The organism is Bacillus sp. FSL M8-0049 (genome assembly GCF_038593355.1).
GTDB classification, from domain to species: Bacteria; Bacillota; Bacilli; order Bacillales; family Bacillaceae; genus Bacillus; species Bacillus safensis.
The window spans coordinates 3,001,421-3,026,102 of the sequence record NZ_CP151986.1 but is presented as its reverse complement, the minus strand read 5'-3'; the positions used below and the strand labels follow the sequence as shown (position 1 = coordinate 3,026,102).

The window sequence follows — 24,682 nt, the reverse complement described above, 5'->3', positions numbered from 1 at the left end:
CATGAGAAAACCAATTATAGCTGGGAACTGGAAAATGAACAAAACACTTGGCGAAGCAGTCAGCTTCGTTGAAGAAGTCAAGTCATCTATTCCATCTCCTGACAAAGTGGAATCCATTGTCTGTGCGCCAGCTCTTTTCCTTGAAAAGTTAAACAGCCTTTCAAACGGAACAGACCTTAAAATTGGTGCACAAAACATGCACTTTGAAGAAAATGGTGCATTCACTGGTGAAATCAGCCCTGCTGCTCTAAAAGATTTAGGCATCGGCTATTCAGTGATTGGGCATTCAGAGCGCCGTGAATTCTTTGCTGAAACAGATGAAACAGTGAACAAAAAAGCACATGCTGCATTCAAGCATGGCATCGTTCCAATCATTTGTGTAGGTGAAACGCTTGAAGAGCGTGAAGCTGGCAAAACAAATGAACTTGTCGCTGATCAAGTGAAGAAAGCACTAGCTGGTTTAACGAAGCAGCAAGTCGCTGAATCTGTGATTGCATATGAGCCAATCTGGGCGATCGGTACAGGAAAATCTTCTACAGCGAAAGATGCAAACGACGTTTGCGCACACATCCGCCAAACCGTTGCAAGCGAATTTGGTCAAGAAGCGGCAGACAGCCTTCGCATTCAATATGGCGGAAGCGTGAAGCCGGCAAATATTAAAGAATATATGGCAGAATCCGATATTGACGGTGCTTTGGTAGGCGGCGCAAGCTTAGAACCTCAGTCTTTCGTTCAATTATTGGAGGAAGGTCAATATGAGTAAGAAACCAGCTGCATTAATCATCTTAGACGGGTTCGGTTTAAGAGGCGAAACAGTCGGTAACGCTGTCGCACAAGCAAAAAAACCGAACTTTGACCGCTACTGGAATGAATTTCCGCATCAAACCTTAACGGCTTCAGGTGAGGCAGTAGGCCTCCCAGAAGGTCAAATGGGAAACTCTGAAGTTGGGCATTTGAACATCGGTGCAGGACGTATTGTGTATCAAAGCTTAACAAGGGTGAATGTTGCCATCCGTGAAGGGGAATTTGAGAAAAACGAAACGTTCCTAGATGCAATGACTTATGCAAAAGAGAATGACAAGGCGCTTCATTTATTTGGACTCTTGTCAGACGGCGGTGTGCACAGTCACATCCAGCATCTTTTTGCCCTGCTGAAGCTGGCGAAAAAAGAAGGCTTAACAAAGGTATACATTCATGGCTTCTTGGACGGACGTGATGTTGGTCAGAAGACAGCCAAAGTGTACTTGAAACAGCTGGAAGATCAAATCAAAGAAATCGGTGTCGGTGAAGTGGCAACACTTTCTGGACGCTATTACTCAATGGACCGTGACAAACGCTGGGATCGTGTGGAGAAAGCGTACCGCGCGATGGCATATGGTGAAGGCCCAAGTTATCAAAACATTTATGATGTCGTTGATGACTCCTATGAAAATGGAATCTACGATGAATTCGTTATTCCATCTGTCATTACGAGAGAAAATGGTGAGCCGGTTGCCAAAGTAAACGACGGTGACTCTGTGATTTTCTATAACTTCCGTCCAGACCGTGCCATCCAAATCTCGAACACTTTCACAAATGCAGATTTCCGCTCGTTTGACCGCGGAGAAGCTCATCCGAAGAATTTACACTTCGTCTGCTTCACACACTTCAGTGAAACGGTTGATGGTTATGTTGCCTTCAAACCAGTGAATTTGGATAACACAGTAGGAGAAGTGCTTTCTCAAAACGGATTGAAACAGCTGCGGATTGCTGAAACAGAGAAATATCCTCACGTGACGTTCTTTATGAGTGGTGGACGTGAAGAAGAATTTCCTGGTGAAGACCGCATCTTAATCAATTCACCAGATGTGGCAACCTATGACCTCAAGCCGGAAATGAGCGCTTATGAGGTAAAGGATGCACTTGTTGCAGACATCAATGCTGACAAGCATGATGCGATCATCCTGAACTTTGCTAACCCGGATATGGTTGGTCATTCAGGTATGCTTGAGCCAACAATCAAAGCTATTGAAGCAGTAGATGAGTGCTTAGGAGCTGTAGTCGACGCAATCCTGGCAAAAGGCGGACATGCCATCATCACGGCAGACCACGGTAACGCAGACGTGCTCATTACCGAAGAAGGAAAGCCGCATACTGCACATACAACGAATCCTGTACCAGTCATCGTGACGAAAAAAGGTGCGACGCTTAGAGAAGGCGGTATTTTAGCCGATCTATCTCCAACGCTTTTAGACTTACTTGGTCTTGAAAAACCAAAAGAGATGACAGGAACATCATTAATTCAGAAATAAAAAAATTGATTCAAAAGGAGAGAAATTAAACATGCCATACATTGTTGACGTATATGCACGCGAAGTATTAGACTCTCGCGGTAACCCAACAGTTGAAGTAGAAGTTTACACAGAATCTGGCGGCTTTGGCCGTGCGCTTGTTCCAAGTGGTGCTTCTACTGGTGAATATGAAGCAGTAGAACTACGTGACGGAGACAAAGACCGTTACCTTGGAAAAGGTGTTCTGACAGCTGTAAACAACGTAAATGAAATCATTGCACCAGAGCTTTTAGGCTTTGATGTAACAGAACAAGTAGCGATTGACAAAATGTTAATCGAACTTGATGGAACAGAAAACAAAGGGAAATTAGGCGCAAACGCAATCCTTGGCGTATCTATCGCTGTAGCACGTGCGGCTGCTGATTTCTTACAAATTCCACTGTATCAATACCTTGGTGGCTTCAACTCCAAAACGCTTCCAGTACCAATGATGAACATCGTCAACGGCGGAGAGCATGCGGATAACAACGTAGACATTCAAGAATTCATGATCATGCCTGTAGGTGCACCGAACTTCCGTGAAGCACTTCGCATGGGCGCTCAAATCTTCCATAGCCTGAAATCTGTATTAAGCGCAAAAGGCTTAAACACAGCTGTAGGTGACGAAGGTGGATTCGCTCCAAACCTTGGTTCTAACGAAGAAGCACTTCAAACAATCGTTGAAGCGATCGAAAAAGCTGGCTTCAAACCAGGTGAAGAAGTGAAACTTGCAATGGATGCTGCATCTTCTGAGTTCTACAACAAAGAAGACGGTAAATATCATTTATCAGGCGAAGGTGTTGTGAAAACATCTGCTGAAATGGTTGACTGGTATGAAGATATGGTATCGAAATACCCAATCATCTCTATCGAAGACGGCCTTGATGAAAACGACTGGGAAGGTCACAAACTATTAACTGAGCGCCTTGGCAGCAAGGTTCAGCTAGTAGGAGACGACTTGTTCGTTACAAATACGAAGAAGCTTTCTGAAGGAATCAAAAACGGCGTTGGTAACTCAATCCTGATCAAAGTAAACCAAATCGGTACATTAACTGAAACATTTGATGCAATCGAAATGGCAAAACGCGCAGGATACACAGCTGTTATCTCTCACCGTTCTGGTGAAACAGAAGACAGCACAATTGCAGACATCGCTGTGGCAACAAACGCTGGACAAATCAAAACAGGTGCTCCGTCTCGTACGGACCGTGTGGCGAAATACAACCAATTACTTCGCATCGAAGATCAATTGGCTGAAACAGCACAATATCACGGCATTGCAACATTCTATAACTTGAATAAATAATGTCAGCTATGCGCTGCGTTCCGCTCTTTCATGAGAGCGGGACGCAGCGTTTTTTTTGTGTTGAGCGAAAATCCGGTGGCTAATTCATTTGGCTTATCCTATTTCTGTAAAAAATCCTCCTTCAGTTAGAGAAGAAGCCAAAATCCTCTCCATTTATAAGCACTAAATCATGAAAAATCGACTAAAAATATGATCTGAAATGAACTTATGCTTTCTGTAAGGAGGTGGTATCATTTTACATATATTAGGGGGTGATGAGATGCTGAATCCTTTTAGCCTTCGTTTTCCAGTAGGTGTGTATATGTATGTCCTTCACCTATTGGCGGCATATGATGAAAGGAAGCAACGAATTTTAACTTCTAAGAATGTACAGAAAAACGCATTTTGGATTTATGTCCTTGCCGCTATATTAGGCATTATTTCACTCGGAGCATTGATTTGGGCATGCAAGACCTTTGGACGGGGCTCGAAATTTTTAGGAGAGTTCAAATTATTAGGCATGTACGTTAAAATCCAGTGCGGTTTTTAACAGGGATGAGAACAGATGCAAGGTCATCTGTTCTATCTGAAACAAACGGAGGGATATGATGCTGACAATACAATTAAAAGAAAAAACATATAGCCGCACCTTCTCTCTCCGTAATATTCAAATGAATGTCGAGAAAGGGCAGATGCTGCTGCTTTTGGGGCATAATGGTGCGGGAAAGACGACGATGATCCAATCCATGTTTGGGCTGACACCATTTATAGGATGCGTCACTTTACACGGTAAACAGCTGAACCTTCAATCCTCAGAACACATCTCCTTGTTGAAAAAACATGTTTCCTATATTCCTGACGAGCATTCGTTGTTCGATTATTTATCACCGAGGGAATACTTTCAATTACTTCAGCTGCCAAATGAGCAAGATGTCACACGGGAGGAGACGTTCATCGAACTGTTTGAGCTGGGTTCATATATGGATCAGCCTATCGCTCAGCTGTCTCATGGCAATCAAAAGAAAACGCAGATCATTTCCCAGCTCCTCAGGCCATGTGATTATTATGTGTTCGACGAGCCAACGAACGGACTTGATCCAGATATGATGATCATCTTAAAAAAGGTGCTCATGAAGCTGAGAGATCAAGGCGCTGGCATTCTCATTTCAACCCATCATTTGAGCTTTGGTGATACGCTTTATGACCATCTCATGATCTTAAGAAATGGGGACGTCAAACTGGATATGTCTCGCCAAGAAACGAATCAGACATTTCCTCATCAGGCACTTGAAGAGATTTATAAAGAAGTGAATCGAGATTACTATATGCAGGTGGAGAGGTTACTCAATGATCTGGACACGACACGTTCTTCATAAAATAGAATGGGGAATGCTGACAACGAAAGGAAAGCAGCTCGCAAAAAAGTACCCTATACAGCTTCTCGCAGCCGCGGCTTTTTTCTTGCTCATGTACGCGATATACGTCGTTATCAGCCTGCGTTTTTTCATGCAGGCAGGAGAAAGTGAGCCGGCTGCTCTATACCTCCAATTGATGAAAATGACGCTTTTACTTTTAGGTGCAGCTATTTTGTTATCCCGCAATAAATTAAAGCGACAGGAATATCAATTCTACTTTTTGAATAGTGCGATACAAAGTGTGCCATTTGTCCTTTGTGTGTATTTCTTTCCGATGCTCTTTTGTTTTCTCATGGTAGGACTGCTTTTTTTACCGATTGTCTTAGGCCTTTTGATCAGCGGTGTTACGCCATCTTTGTATTGGATAACGGCTGTATGCATGACTTGCTGTGTACTGGCGCTGCTTGCACTTGCTTCTTGGATGGTGATGCGGATTGCTGTGAGCCATTTCGTATCTAAAACAAAAGAGCATTTGCTGCTGCAAACGCTAGGCTTTGCGGTGCTGAATCTATTGGTGTTTCTCCTTTTGAAAAAAGCAATGGAGATGATCCGTGTATGGCCATCAGTCTATCTCATATTTCTGGTGATCCTTCTAAGCGCTGGCTGGCTTTGGCTGAAGGGGGTAGCGGCTTCTTATGTCCATCGGATGTTTTTGCAGCTGAAAACAGAGGTGAAGTCGTTTTCTTACAAGAAAATCAGAACGCAATCTTCCTTTCTGACGCACCTGCAGCAGGAATTGGTCTATTTCAGCCGGTCAGCTGTTTTTAAAGAACAGGGCATTTTGTTTTTATTTCTCATTTGTTTGACGGCGGGGCTGCCTATTGTTTTTACACCGGTAGAAACCGGCTGGATGTATGCCTTTATTGTGCAGTATGCATTAAAGGAAATATTGATCATGCTTCCGCTGATGATTGGCAGAGAATATCATATGAATCAAAGGGCCATTTTTATGTTAAATACATCAAAGAGTGCTTATTTATTGTCGAGAATTTTATTTTATTACGCTATTAATTTGTTAACATATTTTGTGTTTATTTGGCTTGCATCTATGGTGATAGGCATTGAAAGTGAAGGGCATGGCCTCGCAAGTTTGTCCATTTTGTTGATCACTGCCATGGCGGCCTGTACAGGGTTTATCGTGAAGATCAGTGAGTTTAATAAACTGTTTGTCATCGTGATGATGATTGCTGTATTCAGCTTCATCGATATGCTTTTATTGAGGTGGCTTTCATCAGATGTGTATCTTCTCGCCACCGCCTATCTGCTAGGTTCACTTGCATTCTTTATCTGTATATATGCTGTCATGTTAAAGAGGCCTGTTTTGCGATGATAGAGCTTGTGTGCAGTTTCCTAGCGGTTGTGGTGATACATGAACTCGGTCATATACTGATGGTCATGTTGTGTAACAAAATCGAAAAAAGGCCGCTCTTTGATTTTGTGGTCACGATTGATTGGAAGCATGTGGCGGTCGTCCATGAAACGTTTGGCCGGCCGAGCTTCAATATGATGGTGGCACTTGCAGGGCCGCTCTTTCCGGTGCTTTGTTCGATTGTGCTTTTTATGATATGGAAGCATCCGGTCAGTCATCAGCTGCTGTTTTTTTCTTTACTAAATACGGTGATGCTGCATCCAGCTTGTCCAGACGGGAAAAATATCACAGCCAGTTTAAAAGAGATGAAGGAGAGAAAGAGATGATCAAAGTATTTCATTCGTTTTCCAGCGGTATAACACTTGCGATGCTGTATGTATTTGCTGTGTTTATGACCCCTGTTTTTTTACTGCTGCTAGAGGTCAATCATGTTGAATCAAGCCCAACATTGTTTGGCATGCCATTTTATATCATGAAAATTGAAGAGTATCAATTCAGCTCAGAGGCGACGCTCTTTGGATGTGTGGTCTGTTTTTTAGCTGGCGCCGTCCTTTATTTCTTCATTCAATATGTGAAGCATGTGGTAAAAAAGCGCAGAACATAAAAAAGCAGACGGAACAAAACATCAGTCTGCTTGCAAAGTGAGTGACAGCCGTACCATATCCATACACTGAATGCCATTTTCAAAAATCGGTTCATCATAATGCTTTAGAAAGAAATCGTGGTCAATAGATGTCATGCGGAAGCCGCATTTCTGATAAAGTGCGAGCTGCTGAATGCTCGAGTTGCCTGTGCCGATTTCAACTGTGTGAAATCCGGCGGCTTTCGCTTCAGCAATGGCATGGCGGATCAGCTGCTTCCCAATTCCTTTTCCTTGCCATGATTCCTTCACGGCGACATTAATGATTTCGACTGTCTGCTGAGACAGAGATAAAAGCACATAGACGCCAATCACGTCCTGATCATGATACGCGGCATAACAAGAGCCGGATTGCACATAAGTAAGAACCTTTTCCTTGGAAGGATCAGCTAAGAGTAAAAGATCCATAGGGACAGATTGATCACCTGACAATGGCTGAACGTGTATCATGTTTTTTCATCCTTTCTATTCTTTAATATACCCTTGTTTCACACCCCAATCATATTGATCCTGTACCCATTGTGAGGGCGGATTGTGGGTGACATTTGGATCTTTTTTGACAGTTGGTTTCCTTGCAGCCTGTGCTCTCTGCTTATTCGCTTGAGCAGTGGCTTTCGCTGCTGTCAGCTCTTTTTGAAGCTGGTCAATTTTTGCCTCAAGCGCTTTACGCTGCTTGACTTCTTTTTGATAGGCTTTCTTTTCGTTTTTGAGCTTTTTCGACATGGTCGACAGTTTCTTTTTTTGATCTTCGTTTTCATGCTTCATATCCGCTTGATCTGATTTCAACTGCGAAAGCTGCTCAGTGTTCGTTTTGCTTTCTTGCTGATGTTTTTCCTCTGCTGCTTTGATGGTCTGCTGCTGCCAAACCATCCAGCCGGCTGCGCCTAAAACCGCAACAGATAGAAGGACGATAGTGATTGTTTTCTTCATGTGTGATTCCCCTTTCAATAAAACCTCTATTAACATCGGTTAAATATATACAGGTTTTAACATCACAAGGGAATATTCACATCAGATTGGCAGACACTATGAAAAAAGGAGGGTGTCTGTTGATTTCCTTTATGATTCATGTCGTGGTCTCATTATTTGCTGTATCAAATCCCATTGGAAACGTGCCTCTTTTTATCACCTTAACAGAGGGATATACAGAGAAAGAACGCTCCCAGACAGCCAAAAAAGCCATTGTGGTCTCTTTCATCATTCTGATTGCCTTTCTATTGGCAGGAAGGCTTATTTTCAAATTGTTTGGGATCGATATTCATGCACTCCGCATCGCTGGAGGTATTTTTATTTTTGGTATCGCTTACAATTTACTGAATGCAAAGGAGTCACATGTCCAAAATCCACATTCTGAAGAAAAGGCAGAAAGCAAAGAGAAAGCGGATGTCTCCGTTACGCCGCTGGCGATCCCGATCATCGCTGGTCCTGGTACAATCGCTACAGTGATGAGCTTAACCCCGGGAAGTCAAGTGATGCTTCACATGTTTGCCATTGTAATTGGCATTGTCATCGTTCTGGCAATGACCTTTTATGCCTTTCATTATTCAAGTTTCATTATGCGGAAAATGGGGAAAACAGAGATGAATGTCGTGACGCGGTTAATGGGATTAATTCTTGCTGTAGTGGCAGTTGAGATGATCGGCGCAGGCTTAAAAGGGATGTTTCCAATGTTTATGCAATAAGTGTATATAAAAAAGCTGTTTTTTCTACAATGATGTAAAATAAAACAGCTTTTTTTAAGGTTTCGGCACATGCTTAAACACTTCTTCACTTTCAAAGAATTCAATTAAGCGGCTAATCCAATCATAGTAATCAAGACTTTCCTTGATTTCTGAAAGAAGCAGATTGATTTTATCCTCTGTCTCTTCTGGCAGGTCGTCCTGTTCAAGCAGCTCCAGCAATTCCTTGCACGTTTTCTTATGTGCCTTGCGGTTTTTGCTGACAACTCGGGACCAATTGGCTGCAAACAAGGAAATAAACGTTTGATATTGATCTTGCTCAACGTCATATAGATCTTTACGTATTCCTTTTTCATAAACCTTTTCCGCAATATTCAAATCAAGCATTTCTCGAACGACTTGACTCATTCTCGTTTTGCTCATGCCTGTCGCCTCTGATAGCTCCCCAAGCGTCATTGGTTTACGGTTCATGTGAATGATACCAAGCACTCTACCCACTGTAGAAGAAAGACCAAAGGCATTCATGTTCTCGGCAGCTTTTTCAATATAATGATCCTGTGCTTTTTGAATGGCGCCTAACGCTAGCTTGTCCACTCCCCGATTCATCCCTTCACGACTGACAATTTGTAACACAATATATCATATACCTGTTTGTTGATGAAAACAATAAATATTGAGTATTTGCTCGTAATTTGGAGGAAAAAGGAGAGATCTCTATCTATCGGGCCGTTAACTGAAAATTTTAAATAAATGTTATGCAATACAAACACATCGTAAACTTTTTATTTTATAAAGTTTGCACTATAATAAATAAGGTGTAAATTTTCTGAAAATATTGATCCGACTAATTGGAGGTGTCTCATTTGCTGAAACTAGAGAATGTATCTAAGACGTATAAAGGCGGAAAAAAAGCTGTCAAAAATATTGATTTAGAAATAGCAAAAGGAGAATTTATTTGTTTTATTGGACCGAGTGGCTGTGGTAAGACAACAACCATGAAGATGATCAACCGACTCATCGAACCTTCCTCAGGAAAAATCTTCATCGAGGGAGAAAACATTATGAAAAAAGATCCAGTTCAATTAAGAAGAGAAATTGGCTATGTGATTCAGCAAATTGGACTGTTCCCCCATATGACCATCGCACAAAACATTTCACTTGTTCCGAAGCTGTTAAAATGGCCGGAAGAAAAACGAAAAGAACGGGCGCGTGAACTGCTGAAGCTTGTCGACATGGGACCGGAATATTTAGAGCGCTATCCTCATGAACTCAGCGGAGGACAGCAGCAGCGTATTGGTGTTCTTCGCGCACTAGCAGCGGAACCCCCTCTGATCCTCATGGATGAACCGTTTGGCGCACTTGATCCAATCACACGAGATTCATTGCAGGAAGAATTTAAGAAACTGCAAAAAACGTTAAATAAAACCATCGTATTCGTCACACATGACATGGACGAAGCTATTAAACTAGCTGATCGAATTGTGATTTTAAAAGATGGAGAGATTGTCCAAGTAGGTACGCCTGACGATATTCTGCGAAACCCAGCCAATGAATTCGTAGAAGAATTCATCGGCAAAGAACGTCTGCTTCAATCAAATCCGAATATGGAACGTGTAGAACAAATGATGAACACGTCACCAGTCACCGTTACAGTTGAAAAAACATTAACAGATGCCATCTACATCATGAGAGAAAAGCGGGTCGATTCCTTGCTTGTAGTAGATGAACATCATGTGCTAAAAGGCTATATCGATATTGAAACAATTGATGCGAACCGCAGAAAAGCAGCTTTCGTTGGTGATATTTTAAATACAGAGTTCTATACCGTACAAGAAGGCGCACTTCTAAGAGACACTGTCCGGAAAATCTTAATACGCGGCATTAAATATGTACCGGTTGTGGATGCAGAAGGGCACTTAAAAGGCATTGTGACACGTGCAAGTCTTGTAGATGTTGTGTACGACTCCATTTGGGGAGACGATACGCCAGCAGCTGTCACTGAAATGAAGTAAGGGAGGTGTACACATGGATCAAATCATCGACTTTCTAGAGAAAAATGGCGGGGAACTCCTCACAAAAATGTGGGAGCATTTATATATTTCCTTAATTGCAGTTGTGCTCGGTATTCTTGTTGCCGTTCCTTTAGGCGTGGTACTCACACGAATGAAGCGAGGCGCAGGTTTTATCATCGGTATCGTGAATATCTTTCAAACACTCCCTAGTTTAGCGATTCTTGCCTTTTTTATTCCTATTTTGGGGGTTGGGAAAATACCTGCAATCGTTGCTCTCTTTTTCTATTCGGTTTTACCTATTTTAAGAAATACGTATGCCGGGGTACAAGGTGTGAACAAAAACTTGCTTGAATCCGGTAAAGGAATCGGGATGACAACATGGGAACAAATTCGTCTTGTTGAACTCCCGCTTGCTGTACCGGTCATTATGGCAGGTGTTAGAACGTCAACGATTTATTTGATTGGCTGGACAACACTTGCAGCCTTTATTGGTGGAGGCGGTCTAGGTGACTACATTTTGATTGGACTTCAGCTGTATCAGCCGGAATTCATTATTGCGGGTGCGATCCCAGTCACAATTTTAGCAGTCATCATCGACCTATCATTAATGAAGCTGGAGAAAAAAGTAACACCTGAAGGCTTAAAAGGATTGAAGGAAGTTTCATAAGGAGTTGGCTTATGTGAAGAATCGAAAAACAAAATGGATCAGTGCACTGCTTGCCGGATGCTTGCTATTGATAAGCGGCTGTTCACTTCCTGGACTAGCCGGCTCCTCAGGGGGCACACTGCGAATTGGAGCACAAAACTTTACCGAATCAGAAATTATGGCCTATATGGTTGGCGATATGATTGAACATTACACAGATAAAAAGACGACCATTGTGAAAAACCTAGGCTCCAACACTGTGCAGCAGAAAGCAATGGAAAACGGAGATGTCGACATTTCTGCCACAAGATATTCAGGCACAGATTTAACAAGCACGCTTGGAATGGATGCGGAAAAAGACCCGGAGCGGGCGATGGAGATCGTCCAAAAAGAATTTAAAAAACGCTATGATTACAAATGGTTTGATTCTTATGGATTTGATAATACGTATGCCTTTGCCGTAACGCAGAAGATGGCGAAGGAAAATAATTTAGAAACGGTCTCTGATTTGAAAAAGAATGCGACCAATTACCGATTTGGGGTCGATAACATATGGCTCAAAAAGAAAGGCGACGGCTATGACGGATTTGTGAAAACATACGGAATCAAATTTGGCAGCACATATCCGATGCAGATTGGTTTAGTCTATGATGCATTAAAAAATGAAAAAATGGATATTGTACTTGCCTATTCAACAGATGGACGAATCAAAGCCTATAATCTCAAAATCTTAAAAGATGATAAACGGTTCTTCCCGCCATATGATGCATCGCCAGTAGTCCCGGAGAAAGTCTTAAAAGAAAATCCAGGGCTTGATAAGGTGATCAACAGGCTGATCGGAAAAATCGATACAGAACAAATGCAAGAGCTGAACTATCAAGTCGACGGAGAGCTTCAAGAACCAGCAACCGTTGCGAAGAATTTCCTGAAAAAACACAATTACTTTGAGTAAGATGGGGAGGTGTCACGGCTGATGGACACACTGCAGCAATTATGGACGTATTATCAGCAGAACGGGTCATATGTGTTAGAAGAATTTTATCGGCATTTTCTCATGTCGGCGTATGGGGTGTTGTTTGCGGCGATTGTCGGGATTCCAGTAGGCATCTTTGTCGCGCATTACCGCAAGCTGAGCAATTGGGTCTTTGCCATTACCAACGTCATCCAAACGATACCGGCATTAGCGATGCTTTCCGTGTTGATGCTTGTATTAGGACTTGGCGCAAATACAGTCATCCTATCACTCTTTCTGTATTCGCTTCTGCCGATCATCAGAAACACGTATACAGGCATTGTCAGCATTGAACATGCCTATTTAGAATCAGGTAAAGCGATGGGCATGACGAAATGGCAAGTGCTGAGAATGGTTGAACTACCGCTTGCTTTATCAGTCATTATGGCTGGTTTAAGAACCGCACTGGTCATTGCCATCGGAATTACAGCGATTGGAACATTTGTGGGCGCGGGAGGTCTTGGTGATATCATCATCAGAGGGTCAAACGCCACAAACGGAACAGCCATCATTTTAGCAGGTGCGATTCCAACTGCACTTATGGCTATTATCGCTGACCTTGTCATGGGCTGGCTCGAACGCTATTTAAGCCCGACAAACAAGAAAAAAGAAAGAAAAGCGTTAGCTGAAAAAAACATCACATCTGCTTAAGCAGTTGAAAAGACAAAACCTCCCTTACATCGCTGTAAGGGAGGTTGTTTTATGATGATCAGGCGGTTCGAATGCTGGTTTATGATTCAAGCGTGATCCATTCAGAGGACCACTTCGCAATTTCCTCAAAAACGGGTGCAAGTGAACGCCCCATATCTGTTAAAGAATACTCAATGCGCACGGGTGTTTCAGCAAAAACCTCCCGTTTTACAATACCTGCTGCTTCCAGCTCTTTTAATCTCTCAGATAATACTCTTCCGCTTAAATTTGTCAGAGCCGCCTCAATTTCACTAAAGCGCTGCTGACCTGAGAGAAGCTGAAAAACAATCAGTGCCACCCAGCGTTTACTCAATAACTCAACTGCTTTTTCAAACCGCGGGCACATGTCAGATTGATTCATCTTTCTTCACTCCAATCTGAACCCATTATACCGTAAATCTGTCATAAATCGGCGCAAAAAGCTTAAACATTTATGAGGACGAACGGCTGTTTAACATAAATAACAAATAGCGGTTGAGGTCCTCTATTTCTTTTTTCGAAAGGGTTGACCATATGTCACCATCAAATATTTCGAGATCACCAAGTTCATATTGCGCTGCGGCTTCCTTTATTTTGGATAAAGCAAGATCATCTTCCCTAAGCTGTTGGACAGAAGCGGCTTCCTCAATATAGCCCGCAGCCTGCATCATGTCTTCATAAGGTACCTTTAACGCACCAGCTAACTTTTTAATCGTAGGAGGTTTCGGAATGCCGCGTTTCCCGTTTTCAATACGAGATATACCGGCAGCGCTGACCTCAGAATACATCGCTAATTGGTTCACCGACAGCTTCTTTTCCTCACGTAATGCTCTTAAATATGCACCAAAGTTCATTAACGCAAAACCTCACATGGTTATAGATTAGATATGTCTATTTTACTTGATTTGTTGACTATTGGCAATAAGTGCACCATGAAAATATTGACATTAGTTAATGGTGGATGTACATTAGGTTTATGCCCCGCTATTTGTTCACCTTTTTTGGTTGATGAGCGTGAGAAAGTATTCATTCAGCTGGCTGATGTCTTGTGCGGAGAGCCTTTCCCATTTGTCCCCGTCAAAAATGGGGAGATGTTCTACATCCTTTTGAAGCGCCGTTTGATAGATTTTTAACATGGACTCATATTTCGGTTTCATTTCATGAACTTGTTCCTGTTCAATATGACCGGCAAGCAGCATTAAATCCTCATAAGGCACCTTCAAAGCGTGTGCTAATTTTTTTATGGTTAAAGGCTTTGGCACACCGCGCTTTCCATTTTCAATACGAGAAATACCAGCAGCGCTGACACCTGAATACATGGCAAGCTGATTGACCGACATTTTTCTATTTTCTCTTAAAATGCGTAATTGTTCACCAAAGTGATTCATGACATCGAACCTCACATTTCAGTATATGACTTATTTTAGTATGATCATTGACCAAAGGAAATAGCAGAGGGGTAAAAGTGTTGACATAAGTTAATGAATCTGCTTGATGTGAAAGTCTTACATGTTGTACATAATGATTCCATAGGAGGTTGTAATGATGGTCGAAAAGATTCAGATCAGGCGGGCTTTTGTCATGCAGTATATGATCGAGAACGATATGTCGTTAAATCAGCTCGCTGATGAAATTGGCATCTCTCCTGCCACACTTAGCAGGGTATTAAATGGTCACCGAAAACCGGGACAGCTTGTCATTGGCAAAATGATTCATTACTTTGATAAAAAATTTGAAGATCTATTTTACTATGAAAATGTTGACAAAAGTCAATGAGTGATATCATCATATCATCATCAAGGAGGAAATGTCATTGAAAAGGACTGGGATGGTCAGACACATTGATTCTCTCGGCAGAATTGTACTGCCCTCAGAAATGCGCAAGGTACTCAATATTAAAGAAGAGCAGCTGTTAGAAATTTTCATTGAAGATCAAACCATTATGCTGAAAAAATATGATGCAGATAAGAGCTGCCTGTTAACGGGACAAGTGACGAAGTACAACAAAAGCTATGGAAATGGGAACGTGATGCTGAGTCCTGAAGGAGCTGAACGTTTGTTAGTAGAATTAAAACAGCTATTGAAGGAAGAAGCAACTCATTAAAATGTGTTTTTAACCGAAAAATTTCATATAAAAATGCTGCAATCAGCACTTTGGAACGAAATTGTATCAAAATAACGAATCAAGTCGACAATATATAGGAAATCTTTATTTTGATGTTTCGTGACATGCACCTTGTTTTCATGTAAAATAAAGTTATGTGTACCAGTTTGTCTGGAGGTGTTTTCATGCACGCATTTGTTATCACATTACTCGTAATTGTCAGTATCGCACTTATCATCGTTGTATTACTACAATCAAGTAAAAGTGCTGGACTGTCAGGCGCTATTTCAGGTGGAGCCGAGCAGCTTTTCGGTAAGCAAAAAGCGAGAGGCCTTGACTTGATTCTTCACCGTTTAACGGTTATTTTGTCAGTGCTTTTCTTCATCTTAACACTTGCATTGGCATATTTAGGCGTGTAAAGCGCGAGTAACAGAAGGTCTGATCTTTTTTCAGACCTTTTTTTATTATCAGCACTCTTTTGTGTTTGTTTCATACATACAAGTGGAAAATATAAACCATACCAGAAGGAAAGGAAGTCACATCATGAAAGTTGTTACACCAAAACCATTCACGTTTAAAGGTGGAGAAAAGGCGGTGCTTCTTCTTCACGGTTTTACTGGGAATACAGCCGATGTTCGAATGCTTGGCCGTTATTTGAACGATAGAGGATATACATGCCATGCACCTCAATATAAAGGACACGGTGTGCCGCCAGAAGAGCTTGTCCATACAGGCCCGGCTGACTGGTGGAAAGATGTTGAAGAAGGCTATCAATTCTTAAAAGATGAGGGTTATGAGGAGATTGCAGTTTGCGGACTATCCCTCGGAGGAGTTTTTTCATTAAAATTAGGTTACACTGTACCTGTAAAGGGAATTGTACCTATGTGTGCACCTATGTACATAAAAAGTGAAGAAGTCATGTACCAGGGTGTACTAGATTATGCCCGTAACTATAAGAAATTTGAGGGTAAGTCAGAGGACCAAATTGAACAAGAAATGGAATCGTTCAAGAAAACACCAATGGATACACTGAGGAGCCTGCAAGAACTGATTGCAGATGTTAGAAACAATGTCGACATGATCTATTCACCTACTTTTGTTGTGCAGGCACGTCACGATCATATGATTAATACAGACAGTGCGAATATCATTTATAACGAAGTAGAGACAGATGATAAGCATTTGAAATGGTATGAAGAATCAGGCCATGTCATCACGCTTGATAAAGAGCGGGAGAAGGTTCATCAGGATGTCTATGCATTCTTAGAATCACTTGATTGGTCAATTTAAATATATAGGGGGTTAGAGTGTGCAAAAAGAAGAATTTATGGATGAATTACTCGCTTTTATGAAAGAAGAAGCGTATAAACCGTTAACCGTTCAAGAGCTGGAAGTCATGATGGAGATTACCAATCCTGATGATTATAAAGAGCTCGTCAAAGCACTTGTGACGCTGGAGGATCAAGGACTCATCGTTCGCACGCGCAGCGACCGTTACGGTGTACCAGAAAAAATGAATTTGGTAAAAGGAAAGCTGTCTGCTCATGCAAAAGGATTTGCATTTGTAACGCCTGAAGAGTTTGGACAGGATGATATTTTCATCCCGCCAAATGAGTTAGGCACAGCGATGAATGGAGATACCGTCATGGTTCGTGTCAGCCACAAATCAAACGGCACGAAAAAAGAAGGAACTGTTATCCGTATTCTCGAGCGTAATACTCAGACGGTTGTCGGTACCTACACAGAAACGAAAAGCTTTGGCTTTGTCATTCCTGATGATAAAAAAATCACAAACGATATCTTCATTCCGAAATCCGCTAAAAACGGTGCGGTCGAAGGTCATAAAGTCGTTGTGACGCTGACAAGCTACCCTGAAGGAAGAATGAGTGCAGAAGGTGAAGTGACTGAAATCCTCGGTCATAAAAATGACCCTGGCATTGATATTTTGTCGATCATTCATAAACACGGTCTGCCAGGTGAGTTCCCAGAAGAAGCACTTCAGCAGGCAGCAGACACACCTGAAACGATTGATGAAAAAGACCTTGAAGGCAGACGCGACTTGCGCAATGAAACGATTGTGACGATTGACGGTGCAGATGCGAAGGACTTAGATGATGCTGTAACTGTGCAAAAGCTGGATGATGGCAAATATAAGCTTGGCGTGCACATTGCAGACGTTTCTCATTATGTCACAGAGAATTCGCCGATTGATCAGGAAGCTTATGAACGTGGAACGAGTGTGTATCTCGTCGACCGCGTCATCCCAATGATTCCTCATCGTTTGTCAAACGGTATTTGTTCATTAAATCCAAAGGTCGATCGTCTCACACTGTCTTGTGAAATGGTCATTGATCGAAACGGAAAAGTCGTCAAACACGAGATTTTCCAAAGTGTGATCAAAACGACGGAGAGAATGACCTATTCTGATGTGAATAAGATTTTAGTCGACCAAGACGAAGAGCTTTTAAACAAATATGAGCCGCTAGTGCCGATGTTTCAAGAGATGGAGAAGCTTGCAGAGATTCTTCGTGACAAACGAATGGAGCGCGGAGCTGTAGACTTTGATTTCAAGGAAGCAAAAGTACTTGTAGATGATGAAGGCGCAGCGAAAGACGTTGTCATTCGTGAGCGTTCCGTTGCAGAGAAATTAATTGAAGAATTCATGCTTGTTGCAAACGAAACGGTTGCAGAGCATTTCCACTGGATGAATGTTCCGTTCATTTACCGAATTCACGAAGAACCAAACCCTGAGAAGCTTCAGCGCTTTTTAGAGTTCGTAACGACGTTTGGTTACATTGTGAAAGGGACGTCAACGAACATTCACCCGCGCGCACTTCAAAGTGTCCTCGATGCTGTCAGGGATCAACCAGAAGAAGTCGTCATTCAAACTGTGATGCTTCGCTCTATGAAACAGGCGAAGTATGATCCAGAAAGCATTGGCCATTTTGGATTATCAACGGAATTCTATACACACTTCACATCACCGATCCGCCGTTACCCGGATTTAATCGTGCATAGACTGATTAGAACCTATTTGATTCAGAAAAAGACAGATGAAGCGACCTTAGAAAAGTGGGGCCAGCTGCTGCCTGAAATCGCAGATCATGCGTCCACAATGGAGCGCCGCTCAGTCGATGCAGAGCGTGAAACAGATGATCTGAAGAAGGCAGAGTTTATGCTAGATAAAATCGGTGAAGAGTTTGATGGCATGATTAGTTCCGTGACGAACTTCGGACTATTCGTTGAACTGCCTAATACGATAGAAGGTCTTGTCCATGTCAGCTACATGACAGACGACTATTATCGCTTTGATGAACAGCACTTTGCCATGATCGGTGAACGTACAGGGAATGTCTACCGTATCGGTGACGAAATCACTGTCAAAGTTGTTAATGTTAATAAAGATGAGCACTCAATTGATTTTGAAATCGTCGGGATGAAGGGCACTCGCCGTAAATCTCCAAAAGATTTCAAGTTCAAAAAACGGACAGATCCACCAGCGAAAAAAGGGCGTGGAGGTCAAAAAGCCTCTGGGGAAAAAGGCAAAGAGGATAAAAGCGGAAGTGACTGGTTCACAAACCGTAAAAAGAAGAAAAAGAAAAAACGCGTATTTGAAAACGCACCGAAACAAAAACGCAAAAAGAAAAAGTAACGTGCCAAAAAGCAAATAGGGCATCCCGCTCTATTTGCTTTTTGACCACATGGCGTCAGCATTGTCGAAAGCTGGATTGTTTGATAAAATAATCCGTACGATTTGGACCGTGTTTGTGTCAAAAGGAGGGTGTACGCCAATGCCAAAGGGAGAGGGAAAAGTTGTTTCCCAAAACAAAAAAGCAAATCATGATTACTTTATAGAAGAAACATACGAAGCTGGCCTAGTATTACAAGGAACTGAAATCAAATCGATTCGTGCTGGAAAAGTGAATTTAAAAGATTCTTTTGCCAAAATCGAACGAGGAGAAGTGTTTCTTCATAATATGCACGTGAGCCCATACGAACAGGGGAACCGTTATAACCATGATCCGCTGAGAACGAGAAAGCTGCTGCTTCATCGCAAGCAAATCAGCAAATTGATTGGTGCGACAAAGGAAGAAGGCTACTCACTTGTGCCTCTGAAACTTTATTTGAAAAATGGCTTTGCCAAAGTGCTGATCGGAATCGGAAAAGGGAAGAAGAAATACGATAAACGTGAAGATCTGAAGAAAAAAGATGCAAAACGTGAAATCGAACGTGCCTTCCGCGATCGTCAAAAGCAATTCTAGCCTGATGCAGATGGCTTGCTGAGAGCGGAAGCATTATGCTACAATATGTTATGCAGTAAACAACCACCGCTTTTTTTACAGAAACCACCAGTTGTTTCAAGCGATGAGATTGTTATAATAGTTATATACGGAAGCAGTGAAGCTGAACTTCCATCCCGTATATCCCTTTTACAAGGGGACGTTACGGATTCGACAGGGATGGTTCGAGCTTAGGCTGCGAGCCGAGAGGCGATCTCGTTAACACGCACTTAAATGTAACTGGCAAAACTAAAAGTTTTAACCAAAACTTAGCACTAGCTGCCTAATAAGCGCAGCGAGCTCTTCCTGACATCGCCTATGTGTCTGTGAGGAGCCCAATGAAGTAGGCTACGCTTACGTTTCCGTCTGAGGACGTAAGAAGAGATCCATCAGACTAGCTCTCCAAGCGCCCGTCAGCAGGCATGAGGATGAGTGAACACGTAAATATGTTGACTACGCTCGTAGACGCTTAAGTAATCGATGTCTCTGGACGTGGGTTCGACTCCCACCGTCTCCATCAAAACTTTTAGAATGCAGTCGTATCAAGGGTTTGAAAGCCCTTGGTGCGTGTCTGGCAACATTTTGGCATCATTTTAGAAAATTTCTTCTTCCATGAAAGCTACAACTTCCTTTTGTTTGGAAGTGTATAGGTGGCTATAAGTGTTTAGTGTTTCTGCAACACCTGAGTGCCTTGTATTTTTTATTTATTAAATATTACACATGGTTTACGATAAGTCCAATTGATCAGCGAAACACAGATTGATAAGACTGTGACGGTTAACGGATCGAAAATGTTTAAACTTAAATCAGGATTATTCATCACTGCTTCATCAAAATATGTTCAGGTAAAACAAAAGTAAAATGAGAACTCCTCCATATTTTTGGAGGGGCTTTTTTGTGTTAATTCAGTTACTTCATGTCCACCTATTTATCATCCGTATTTTTAGAATATAAAAAAACACGTAGAGACATCTATCTTGTTTAATGCTTCTTATTACTTATTTTTACATAAATGTTGGAAGGTGAAAGGAAATTTGAGATAATAAATTGAAATTACCTTAGATATACATGAAAAGTAGATGTGTAGAATGTTTGATTTTTCTCTGATTTGGGAGGTGAACTATAATGAATGGTATAGATATATTAGAAAACGTATCAAGAATTGGTCAATTAATTCTTTTGTTCTCTGGTTATGCTCTTCACCGGCGATTGTCGAAATTAAAAAAGGAACGTCCTCTTACAAAGTACGAGAGTTTCCTGAAAGTTTTTGTAATGCTTGGTATATATGCTTGGGCGCTATCATTTTTCCTTCTATTTATGTGGGGTTAGTGTCACAATATGTCGATATTTGTAAGAAGACTTTAACTCTCACTTAAAACCCTTTATTTTCTATATTTGTATGATAAAGTTATTTTGAAAACTTAAAGGGGGTTTTAAAATGAAGAGATTATTATTTTTAATGTTAGCATTAGTCTTGGCTGTAACTGCATTTGCGCCAGCTGCTGCTGCAAAGACACAAAGCACAAAGGGATTAGAAGGTTTGACAGAAGAGCAAATTGAGAAGTCATTAAAAGAAATTGAATATATCTTCACAAAGATTATTGTTTCTGAAAAAAAAGGTTTCGTCATTAATGAGAAAGAGCTTGCGAAGTCACCTTATTCGGCTGAAGTGAAAGATGGAATGATCGCTTTTGCAAAATTAATGAATCAAGAAGTGACCACGAAAAGTAACACGGTAACTCGCTGTGTCGAGGATGCAATTGGTGTCGCTAAGGGCACATTAAAGCACCTACAAAAATCAATTGAAAAAGGAGATTGGATAGCTGTATTAGGTGCTCTTGCAGTTATGAATATTGCAATTAAGCCGCCCGTATTATTCGCGTTCATGCTGTTTTGTGGTGCACCAGTAGCCAAAATTGCTCCTGCTCAATATGAATAAAATTATTATGTGAAATTGGCCGTCAACCTGGGCGGCTTTTTTACATTACTTAAGCCACCATTCCTTCTTCTCTTTATCCCATTCTAAATTCATTTCTTGACACAAGATTTTTAACACCTTTAGGATCGTCGGCTCATCCTTACCAGTTTTCCGTTTTAGTTCATCCATCTAACTGCCTCAAACTATAGATGATTCGGTAAGCTTCCTTTCAAGATCAGTCACGCCGAACCGCTTTTAAAAGATATCTTAAAGGTTACAAAGCAAATTAAAGTTGTAGATAAAGATTTAAATTTTATAAATTCTAGAATGAAGAAAGAATTAGAAGAAATGGACCATGCAAAAACAGAAGTTAGTAAAATTGAAGATGAGAAAGCTAAAGATATACCAAAGGACAAATCAAAACCTTGATTTAGAAAAATAATGCTGAAACTTTTAAGGGGAATACACCGAACTTGGTTCACAGCAGAAAAAGAGATGCCGCATCTGGCATCTCTTTTCTTATGTACGGTTTCTCAAAGAAGACTGCACCAACCGAACAAACAAAGGAAAAACGACAACCACCGCAAGCATCATCAAAAATCCATCCGGCACAAGTTCCACAAACGTTGTCTGAATCACATAAACCGCAATCAGCAGTAAATAACTGATCAAAAATAACAATCCAGAACTTCTCTTTTCAAACGGTTTTTCTAAAAGAATCAACATAAACAGCCCCGTCATAATCATCCAAAAAGTCATATTCCTTTCGAGTCTCCTCTCCATTGATCTCCACATTGTACAGATATTTCTACAGACGCAACATACTTCTCCCTCAAATTAAGCAAAAAGTAGTGAAAATATAAGGGATCACAAACAGATAACGCCTGAAATTTTACAAAAAACCTCCAACCAATTCAAAATCACATCTTCCCATTTGAGACGTCCTCATATATAGTAAGATTAGACTAGTTCTAAATAACTGAAATTGGGGCGTTTACATGGATTCGATTGTTTTACATTTTATTGTGATCATGAGTGTTTCTGGCATTCTGTCCGTGATATTATCAATCATTGCTCATGCGAACCGCCACCGGTATATTGGCTGTCAATTGTTTATGTACATGTCTGGAGCAACTGCGATTTATATCTTTGGGCATACGTTTGAATTATTGGCTCGTACCCCTGAAGAAATCATGTTCTGGGTTTGTTTTCAATACATAGGTCTTCCGTTTATCGCACCGCTCAGTCTGCTGATTGTGCTGCAATTTACGGGGTTCCATCAATATTTCACAAAGCGCCGCGTGCTTCTCATCTTATTGATTCCAACTCTCACAACCATTATGGTGTTCACCAACTCTTTACATTCACTCTTTTATCGAAGCATCACGATGAATCCAGTAGATGGGTTTTTATTGGCTGATTTTACGATTGGCTATTGGTATATCATTCATGGCGTTTATACGTTTGGCTGTTCGATGCTTGCTATTTTTATGCTGCTTTGGTTTTTACGTGTCACAAAAAAAGAATATTTAAAGCAGATTCTGATACTGTTAGTGGGAATGTCCTTACCAATTTTGACTTCTTTTATTTATTTATTAGGCGTTACACCCCTGCATATTGATCCGGTTCCTGTGGTGATGTTTATTACCAACGCACTCTATTTATGGGCAATTATGTCGTTCCAGCTGTTTAAGCTGTCTCCCATTGCAATGGAGCGTGTGTTTGAGCATATGTCTGAAGGGGTTTTGATTTTAGATCGATATCGGACACTCATTGATTACAATCCCGCTGCTGCATCGATCATTCCAGCACTTGCGAATAAAAAGGGAATTGGCTATAAGATCGACGATATTTTCTCAGTAATCATCAAAGATTCAGCGTTCATTCAATGGCTGCGCTCTCCGCAGGATCATTCGCAATATGATTTAATGTGGAAAAAAGAAAAAGACCAGTCCTATTATTATCATCTGACCGCTTCCTCTCTATTTAATAGAAGAGGAGAGATTGAGGGCAGGCAAATAGTGATCAGTGATGTTACAGAGCAGCGTTTGCTGCAGGAAGAGCTGGAGCGTCGTGCGTATATCGATGGTTTGACGAATATTTTCAATCGATCTTCTTTCATCGAACGAACGCAGTTGATCCTTGAAGAGGATGCGCAGGATACCGCTGTTATGCTGTTTGATATTGATTTCTTTAAACAAATCAATGACACACACGGACATCATATCGGGGATGAAGCGCTGCGTCATGTTGTCTCTATTTGTCAGGAGCATTTACAAATGGATGATTTATTTGGACGATATGGGGGAGAAGAGTTTGCCATTTGTCTGCCTCATCAGTCATTTAAAGAGGCATGTCATATCGCGGAACAAATAAGACATTCGTTTGAAGCAAGTTTCTTTACGAATGATAAGGAAAAAGTGCGAGTGACAGCGAGCTTTGGAATTGCTCACACAGCCAATGATCCTTGTGTATTAGAGACACTTCTATTTGAAGCGGATCAGGCCTTGTATATGTCAAAACGCCAAGGACGGAACCGGATTTATGCATCCACTGGTAAGGGCCATGTGCTGTATCAAGAGCAGGATCTTCCTCATTGACTGTTGTCCTGACATTCGATATGATAAACATAACATTTGAACGGTTTCCTAAAGGGGAGTAGCTTTTACGGTTTTGGTCGTCACTACAGAAACATTCGTTGTTTCTCGGCCATTCCGGCATGAACAATGTTAGCCAGACCTTTGCCTATCACACATGAGGCAAAGGTCTGGCTATTTTTAAGGTCTTTTTGCATCTGTGTGATAGGGAAGCGGAACAAATGATGCTTTTAATCCTACAGATGAAAGGATGATCGATCTTGAAAAAATACGTGATGGCTTGTCTATTTTCAGGCACGCTTGTATTAAGCGGTTGCTCCGGCTTGCTTGATCAGGTCAACGATACAACGACATATGTCACTGAGGCAAATGACTATGTGACGGACATTCAGCAATTTACAGAGGAATTTCCAAAGCTCGCTGAAGAAGCTGTGCAAAACGCCGCCAAAAAGGCGGAATTAACGCAGCAGCTTGAATCGTTGAAGGCAGACATTCAAGATTTTAATGAAGTCACAGCGCCAAAAATGGCAGAAGACCTTCATGCACAAATCATTGAAAAAAATAAAGTGCTGTCAGAGGAGATCCAAACATATATACAGCAATTGAAAGCAGGCGATATCGATGTTGCCGCCATACTGGAGGATCAGCAGGGATTGATGAAACAGCTTCAGCAATCCGTCAATCTTTTGCAGGATATCGAACAATTAACAAATTAGGACAAACAGCTTTATATGCGGTGCTCAGCAT

Annotated in this window: 31 protein-coding genes and 1 other RNA gene; 24 read left to right on the top strand and 8 right to left on the bottom strand. The window is 41.4% G+C overall.

The features are described 5' to 3' along the window. Nucleotide 1 precedes the first annotated feature (1 nt). The 8 genes from tpiA to NSU13_RS15690 all read left to right on the top strand — a co-directional run bounded on the left by tpiA (nt 2) and on the right by NSU13_RS15690 (nt 6,982). Entirely contained in the window at nt 2–763 is a 762-nt protein-coding gene (gene tpiA, locus NSU13_RS15725; protein ID WP_017359213.1) for a triose-phosphate isomerase, read from the top strand. Beyond that, on the top strand, nt 756–2,291 hold the full coding sequence (gene gpmI / locus NSU13_RS15720) for a 2,3-bisphosphoglycerate-independent phosphoglycerate mutase (RefSeq protein ID WP_034280952.1): 1,536 nt from the start codon (nt 756–758) through the stop codon (nt 2,289–2,291). The genes tpiA and gpmI overlap by 8 nt, the downstream gene beginning before the upstream one ends. A gap of 31 nt (nt 2,292–2,322) precedes the next feature. Further along, the gene (gene eno / locus NSU13_RS15715; protein ID WP_003212752.1) at nt 2,323–3,615 is read left to right on the top strand and encodes a phosphopyruvate hydratase; all 1,293 of its coding nucleotides are present in this window, start codon (nt 2,323–2,325) and stop codon (nt 3,613–3,615) included. Between the two features lie 259 nt (nt 3,616–3,874). After that, nucleotides 3,875–4,144 carry a hypothetical protein gene (locus tag NSU13_RS15710; protein WP_024423498.1) on the top strand — a complete coding sequence of 90 codons (270 nt, stop codon included), beginning with the start codon at nt 3,875–3,877 and terminating at the stop codon, nt 4,142–4,144. Nucleotides 4,145–4,202: 58 nt separating this feature from the next. Further along, entirely contained in the window at nt 4,203–4,970 is a 768-nt protein-coding gene (locus NSU13_RS15705) for an ABC transporter ATP-binding protein (protein ID WP_342489619.1), read from the top strand. Further along, on the top strand, nt 4,942–6,339 hold the full coding sequence (locus NSU13_RS15700; RefSeq protein ID WP_211043497.1) for a hypothetical protein: 1,398 nt from the start codon (nt 4,942–4,944) through the stop codon (nt 6,337–6,339). Before NSU13_RS15705 ends, NSU13_RS15700 begins: the two co-directional genes overlap by 29 nt. Further along, nucleotides 6,336–6,704 carry a metalloprotease family protein gene (locus tag NSU13_RS15695; RefSeq protein WP_144496383.1) on the top strand — a complete coding sequence of 123 codons (369 nt, stop codon included), beginning with the start codon at nt 6,336–6,338 and terminating at the stop codon, nt 6,702–6,704. Before NSU13_RS15700 ends, NSU13_RS15695 begins: the two co-directional genes overlap by 4 nt. Continuing rightward, nucleotides 6,701–6,982, top strand: a complete 282-nt coding sequence (locus tag NSU13_RS15690) for a hypothetical protein (RefSeq protein ID WP_024426069.1) — start codon at nt 6,701–6,703, stop codon at nt 6,980–6,982. Before NSU13_RS15695 ends, NSU13_RS15690 begins: the two co-directional genes overlap by 4 nt. 21 nt (nt 6,983–7,003) lie before the next feature. On the opposite strand, the gene NSU13_RS15685 is transcribed toward NSU13_RS15690, so the two are convergent. Continuing rightward, entirely contained in the window at nt 7,004–7,468 is a 465-nt protein-coding gene (locus tag NSU13_RS15685) for a GNAT family N-acetyltransferase (RefSeq protein WP_211043494.1), read from the bottom strand. Nucleotides 7,469–7,483: 15 nt separating this feature from the next. Beyond that, nucleotides 7,484–7,948, bottom strand: coding sequence for a hypothetical protein (locus NSU13_RS15680; protein WP_041115645.1), 465 nt, complete (start codon nt 7,946–7,948; stop codon nt 7,484–7,486). A 119-nt stretch (nt 7,949–8,067) separates the two neighbouring features. Between NSU13_RS15680 and NSU13_RS15675 the strand changes: the two genes are divergently transcribed. Next, nucleotides 8,068–8,700 (top strand): NAAT family transporter, encoded by a 633-nt coding sequence (locus tag NSU13_RS15675; RefSeq protein ID WP_034280938.1) that lies wholly within the window; start codon nt 8,068–8,070, stop codon nt 8,698–8,700. Nucleotides 8,701–8,754: 54 nt separating this feature from the next. On the opposite strand, the gene NSU13_RS15670 is transcribed toward NSU13_RS15675, so the two are convergent. Next, complete coding sequence (locus NSU13_RS15670) at nt 8,755–9,291, bottom strand: GbsR/MarR family transcriptional regulator (RefSeq protein WP_034280936.1); 537 nt, start codon at nt 9,289–9,291, stop codon at nt 8,755–8,757. Nucleotides 9,292–9,560: 269 nt separating this feature from the next. On the opposite strand from NSU13_RS15670, the gene NSU13_RS15665 reads away from it, so the two are divergent. Genes NSU13_RS15665 through NSU13_RS15650 form a run of 4 tightly spaced genes read left to right on the top strand, consistent with a single transcriptional unit; the run spans nt 9,561 to nt 13,018 of the window. After that, nucleotides 9,561–10,709 carry a betaine/proline/choline family ABC transporter ATP-binding protein gene (locus tag NSU13_RS15665; RefSeq protein ID WP_025094044.1) on the top strand — a complete coding sequence of 383 codons (1,149 nt, stop codon included), beginning with the start codon at nt 9,561–9,563 and terminating at the stop codon, nt 10,707–10,709. 13 nt (nt 10,710–10,722) lie between these two features. After that, nucleotides 10,723–11,376, top strand: coding sequence for an ABC transporter permease (locus tag NSU13_RS15660; protein WP_034280933.1), 654 nt, complete (start codon nt 10,723–10,725; stop codon nt 11,374–11,376). Nucleotides 11,377–11,389: 13 nt separating this feature from the next. Beyond that, nucleotides 11,390–12,307 carry an osmoprotectant ABC transporter substrate-binding protein gene (locus NSU13_RS15655; protein ID WP_120207697.1) on the top strand — a complete coding sequence of 306 codons (918 nt, stop codon included), beginning with the start codon at nt 11,390–11,392 and terminating at the stop codon, nt 12,305–12,307. A 21-nt stretch (nt 12,308–12,328) separates the two neighbouring features. Next, the gene (locus tag NSU13_RS15650; protein ID WP_034280931.1) at nt 12,329–13,018 is read left to right on the top strand and encodes an ABC transporter permease; all 690 of its coding nucleotides are present in this window, start codon (nt 12,329–12,331) and stop codon (nt 13,016–13,018) included. Nucleotides 13,019–13,097: 79 nt separating this feature from the next. On the opposite strand, the gene NSU13_RS15645 is transcribed toward NSU13_RS15650, so the two are convergent. The 3 genes from NSU13_RS15645 to NSU13_RS15635 form a co-directional block, all read right to left on the bottom strand. Next, the gene (locus NSU13_RS15645; protein WP_024423485.1) at nt 13,098–13,418 is read right to left on the bottom strand and encodes a helix-turn-helix domain-containing protein; all 321 of its coding nucleotides are present in this window, start codon (nt 13,416–13,418) and stop codon (nt 13,098–13,100) included. A 70-nt stretch (nt 13,419–13,488) separates the two neighbouring features. Then, nucleotides 13,489–13,890: a transcriptional regulator gene (locus NSU13_RS15640; protein ID WP_034280930.1), complete on the bottom strand. Its 402-nt coding sequence runs from the start codon at nt 13,888–13,890 to the stop codon at nt 13,489–13,491. Between the two features lie 138 nt (nt 13,891–14,028). Further along, nucleotides 14,029–14,424, bottom strand: coding sequence for a helix-turn-helix transcriptional regulator (locus NSU13_RS15635; protein WP_034280928.1), 396 nt, complete (start codon nt 14,422–14,424; stop codon nt 14,029–14,031). Between the two features lie 154 nt (nt 14,425–14,578). Between NSU13_RS15635 and NSU13_RS15630 the strand changes: the two genes are divergently transcribed. From NSU13_RS15630 to NSU13_RS15590, 9 genes are all read left to right on the top strand, one after another. Beyond that, complete coding sequence (locus NSU13_RS15630) at nt 14,579–14,812, top strand: helix-turn-helix transcriptional regulator (protein WP_024719830.1); 234 nt, start codon at nt 14,579–14,581, stop codon at nt 14,810–14,812. A 37-nt stretch (nt 14,813–14,849) separates the two neighbouring features. After that, complete coding sequence (locus NSU13_RS15625; RefSeq protein WP_024423481.1) at nt 14,850–15,140, top strand: AbrB/MazE/SpoVT family DNA-binding domain-containing protein; 291 nt, start codon at nt 14,850–14,852, stop codon at nt 15,138–15,140. Between the two features lie 185 nt (nt 15,141–15,325). Next, complete coding sequence (gene secG, locus NSU13_RS15620) at nt 15,326–15,559, top strand: preprotein translocase subunit SecG (protein WP_003212746.1); 234 nt, start codon at nt 15,326–15,328, stop codon at nt 15,557–15,559. Between the two features lie 124 nt (nt 15,560–15,683). Then, nucleotides 15,684–16,430: a carboxylesterase gene (locus NSU13_RS15615; protein ID WP_034280925.1), complete on the top strand. Its 747-nt coding sequence runs from the start codon at nt 15,684–15,686 to the stop codon at nt 16,428–16,430. Nucleotides 16,431–16,449: 19 nt separating this feature from the next. Next, the gene (rnr, locus tag NSU13_RS15610) at nt 16,450–18,792 is read left to right on the top strand and encodes a ribonuclease R (RefSeq protein WP_041115651.1); all 2,343 of its coding nucleotides are present in this window, start codon (nt 16,450–16,452) and stop codon (nt 18,790–18,792) included. Nucleotides 18,793–18,931: 139 nt separating this feature from the next. Continuing rightward, nucleotides 18,932–19,402 (top strand): SsrA-binding protein SmpB, encoded by a 471-nt coding sequence (smpB, locus tag NSU13_RS15605; protein WP_012011279.1) that lies wholly within the window; start codon nt 18,932–18,934, stop codon nt 19,400–19,402. A gap of 174 nt (nt 19,403–19,576) precedes the next feature. Continuing rightward, nucleotides 19,577–19,940, top strand: a transfer-messenger RNA (tmRNA) gene (gene ssrA / locus NSU13_RS15600). A 605-nt stretch (nt 19,941–20,545) separates the two neighbouring features. Then, nucleotides 20,546–20,749 carry a hypothetical protein gene (locus tag NSU13_RS15595; RefSeq protein WP_075621765.1) on the top strand — a complete coding sequence of 68 codons (204 nt, stop codon included), beginning with the start codon at nt 20,546–20,548 and terminating at the stop codon, nt 20,747–20,749. A 109-nt stretch (nt 20,750–20,858) separates the two neighbouring features. After that, the gene (locus NSU13_RS15590) at nt 20,859–21,359 is read left to right on the top strand and encodes a hypothetical protein (RefSeq protein WP_327827496.1); all 501 of its coding nucleotides are present in this window, start codon (nt 20,859–20,861) and stop codon (nt 21,357–21,359) included. A gap of 45 nt (nt 21,360–21,404) precedes the next feature. Here NSU13_RS15590 and NSU13_RS15585 read toward each other — a convergent pair whose 3' ends face one another. Together NSU13_RS15585 and NSU13_RS15580 are read right to left on the bottom strand one after the other, a co-directional pair. Next, nucleotides 21,405–21,527, bottom strand: a complete 123-nt coding sequence (locus NSU13_RS15585; RefSeq protein WP_326135281.1) for a hypothetical protein — start codon at nt 21,525–21,527, stop codon at nt 21,405–21,407. 330 nt (nt 21,528–21,857) lie between these two features. Continuing rightward, nucleotides 21,858–22,097, bottom strand: a complete 240-nt coding sequence (locus NSU13_RS15580) for a hypothetical protein (protein ID WP_034280923.1) — start codon at nt 22,095–22,097, stop codon at nt 21,858–21,860. A 239-nt stretch (nt 22,098–22,336) separates the two neighbouring features. Between NSU13_RS15580 and NSU13_RS15575 the strand changes: the two genes are divergently transcribed. Both NSU13_RS15575 and NSU13_RS15570 read left to right on the top strand, forming a co-directional pair. Beyond that, entirely contained in the window at nt 22,337–23,938 is a 1,602-nt protein-coding gene (locus tag NSU13_RS15575; RefSeq protein WP_327827495.1) for a histidine kinase N-terminal 7TM domain-containing protein, read from the top strand. A 257-nt stretch (nt 23,939–24,195) separates the two neighbouring features. Further along, complete coding sequence (locus tag NSU13_RS15570) at nt 24,196–24,651, top strand: DUF6376 family protein (protein WP_034280921.1); 456 nt, start codon at nt 24,196–24,198, stop codon at nt 24,649–24,651. Nucleotides 24,652–24,682: the final 31 nt, after the last annotated feature.